Origin of the sequence: Rhizobium mesoamericanum STM3625 (assembly GCF_000312665.1) — a bacterium.
GTDB classification, from domain to species: Bacteria; Pseudomonadota; Alphaproteobacteria; order Rhizobiales; family Rhizobiaceae; genus Rhizobium; species Rhizobium mesoamericanum.
Genome location: NZ_HF536774.1, coordinates 105,121 through 108,298, shown reverse-complemented (window position 1 = coordinate 108,298; position 3,178 = coordinate 105,121). Strand labels below are relative to the sequence as shown.

General features: G+C 48.2%; 3 protein-coding genes. 2 read left to right on the top strand and 1 reads right to left on the bottom strand.

Annotated features, from left to right (window positions below):
• Positions 1-241 precede the first annotated feature (241 nt).
• Both BN77_RS28075 and BN77_RS28070 read left to right on the top strand, forming a co-directional pair.
• Positions 242-910: a RolB family protein gene (locus BN77_RS28075; RefSeq protein ID WP_040678974.1), complete on the top strand. Its 669-nt coding sequence runs from the start codon at positions 242-244 to the stop codon at positions 908-910.
• A 1,593-nt stretch (positions 911-2,503) separates the two neighbouring features.
• The gene (locus BN77_RS28070) at positions 2,504-2,749 is read left to right on the top strand and encodes a hypothetical protein (protein WP_244426269.1); all 246 of its coding nucleotides are present in this window, start codon (positions 2,504-2,506) and stop codon (positions 2,747-2,749) included.
• A 221-nt stretch (positions 2,750-2,970) separates the two neighbouring features.
• Here the strand turns inward: BN77_RS28070 and BN77_RS32755 are convergent.
• The coding region (locus BN77_RS32755; RefSeq protein ID WP_007538660.1) for an IS5/IS1182 family transposase at positions 2,971-3,178 on the bottom strand (208 nt) is incomplete at its 5' end.

Here is a 3,178-nt window from a genome sequence, read left to right as displayed (position 1 = left end):
GTAGTGCCCTTTGAACTGCACGGAAGGAAGCTGCGACTCTATGCAACCGAATGGACACGTCCAAAGGATGCATTTTATTGCACCGAAACGGCAACACCCGGACCTTTCAATATTATAAAATGCGGTCCAATAAGGAAGAGCCCCTCTCTATATAAGTCTCATTTCCTCAGTGCACCCACCACACAATCAACTCTCCTCATTCTATATAAACCAAACTCTTATCTTCCATCATACCTTCACCATGGCAGACAACTATCCAACCTACACGCGCCCCAGCTTTGACAGCATCTGCCTGACGGGGTTGCCCAAAAACGAGCTCTGCGAAGGCCTTAAGGGGGCAGTCAAAAAATATCGTGCTTACCTCAAGCAGGTCATGAAGGCTCAGGTCAAGTGGCTGGCTGAGGCGCGGATTCATGAACAAGCTGCGGGACTTCCTCCAAGAGATTTTGGGGCACTCGAAACGCTGCCCTGTATGACCGCAACTCCAATGTTCGGCTATAGGGAAACGATCGAGCTTAATCGCATCCCTGCAGATCCCGCCCTCTTGTATGCCTATTTGCCCACAGAATTTGTACAGCCCTGTGTTGAAAACAGGAACTTAGAAGCAGTCCCAACTAAATATTTTCCTGGGGTGGTGCTGGCGTTCGAACTCTCTCCATACGATCCGTGGATCACTCCTAAATCTGTAGTTAGTAAGTACCAGCAGCAAGGGTGCAATACAGTGTGGCGTGAGGACGTGCAGTCTTTCCTCGCTATCTTTCCCACTGACCGCTTCACTGCAGAAGGAGACGGTACATGGACCCGCTGTATAACAAGAGGGCACTTCGACATCGTGGCCCATGGAGAGATGAGTTGGCCTGGGCCCAGCACTTCTAACACTGACTGGCCGACTGCAACTGGTTGGGAGTAGTGGTGTCACCCTCGCAGCCAACACGCCGTGCTGGTCATGGCCCTCATCGCAATGTTTACGTCCGTTTCGTTTGCTTGTTATAGTATTTGTGTACCGTTTTTGTTATTTATCTTTTTTTGTTGTTATTTCTTGCTTTTGCGCCAGCGGCGTCATGTTGTTGTACTGCTCTTTAAATTCAATTAAAAGCCAGGCCAGTTTGCATGTATATATTATTTCTGATTGCATTTAGTCATTTTTTACGAACGACTGGACGCGCAATTAGGTGCACCAAGACGTGGCGATAAGCAGAATCTTAATATACGCATATTCATTAATAGTACGCTGTCGTGTATGTACAAATATCGTCGAACTTATATACTTGTAATGTTAAGCTTATTTTCAACCCATCTGCCTGAGTTCAGCACCATTGTAATGGTGTCCCAATGTTGTTGCAATATTCAATGAATCTAATTCCGACTTGTCACACTTGCTTCTGCATAATTTATTATTTTGTTACCTCTAGGGACGGACAGATAACGTCCTATCCACGTCGGTATGATTTATGAGTGAAAATGATGTGACGGGTTGTTGACTTGGCAATCCGGCCGCCCTTTGTAAAACGTTAAAGTTGTGCCCTTTGAACTGCACGGAAGCTGCGACTCTATGCGACCGAATGGACACGTCTAAAGGATGCCTTTTATTGCACCGAAACGGCAACAACTGGACCTTTTCAATATTATAAAAATGCGGTCCAATCAGGAAGAGCATCGTTTGTTAATCCGTTGCTCTAGTTTCCCTTGTCTTGCAAACCTTGCCATTGCTGTTGTTATACTAATGCATATTTTTTGCAAGCGCTATTGGTATCCGCGGGCAATAAATCACTGCGGCGGGCAGACCTCTCGAAGTAGACTGACAACGACGTCATATGTCGTGCGACACAGAAAATGACAACTTCCGGCGCCCACACGTGCCACCCAATAATTCGCTCAGTAAGTCAACAAAACGTCACATTCATTTTAAGAGCGAGTTACCCCTACGAATTCTGGGAGAGCCAGAATGGTGCCGCTCACTGATAACGATAACAGAAAGTGACAGAGACTCGTTGTCACCGGCAAATCAGTTTCGGGGAAAGATCACATTATTGGTCACCGCGGCCGAAGACCTCTTCCCTGCTGCGAAAAGCCATCGGATGTCACCTTAAAAAGTGTGGCCCAATAAGAACGACCAACAAGCCGTCCGGTCTTTGAATGCTCAGGAGTGGACTTAATCGTCCAAAACTCACGCTCGAAGGTCCTAAGAGGCACACGTGCATCCAAAAGCCGCCCTTTATCGCAACCGAAACGGCAACAACTGTGCCGCTTGGAGATTATAAAAATTGCGGTCCAATAAAGAAGAGCGCCCCTCTCAATATAAGCCTTATTTCGACCTCACATTTCACCACGGACAATCAAATCTCCTCTGTGTCCATCCTTACTCTCGCCGAACACCACAAACGTTCCTTCTTCCATCCCGAAGCACAATTCAGCGGCTCTCACAATGGCGTGGGTCACTGGCGAACCAATCAAATGTTCCGTTCCCGAATCGCTGACCTCCATGATCGAAGCCCGCAGGATAATGTACAAAAATCATATTGGGACTGAAGTTTCGCTCCAGTACTACTACATGACTGAGGCACACGCACGCCTTTGTGCTGCAAACCGTAGCCTTACAGGCATCGCCTACAGGCTATTGGCCTCGCGTCCGGCTAACGCTCCGCGTGATGTCGTCGATGCCGGGCTCAACTGGTACATCGCTGTTAAAGAAGGCGCTGGCGATCAGGGGTTCGACGTGATCTCATGGGGGAAAGCGATAGCGGCTTGATCTCAAGTTCGCCGTATATTGGCCTGCGTTTGTTGTGTTGTTGTGTTTCTTCTTGTTTTGCATGTGCTTGTTTCCGCTGTAAGCTCTTAATGCTGTCGTAGCGCTCGTCATAGCAGCGGGCTTTCTGTAATGGTTTGTTATAAATAAGTAGGCCATTAATGAAATGAACGGTTGTGTTTGCTTATTGTCATTTTTCTCTTAGAGGCTGACTCAAAAAGAATTCAGCGATATCGGTATCTTGCGAGGCGGCGTGTTAGCATTCGGATGTGAGCGATGGTGATCCATGCCTCGGCGGATGCGATTGATCTCTCCCAATCCTTAGCCAGTCGTCGGCAGCGGCCGAGCCATGCGAAAGTCCGCTCCACCACCCAGCGGCGCGGCAGGACGGTGAAGGCTTTCGCATGGTCCGAGCGCTTGACGATTTCCATC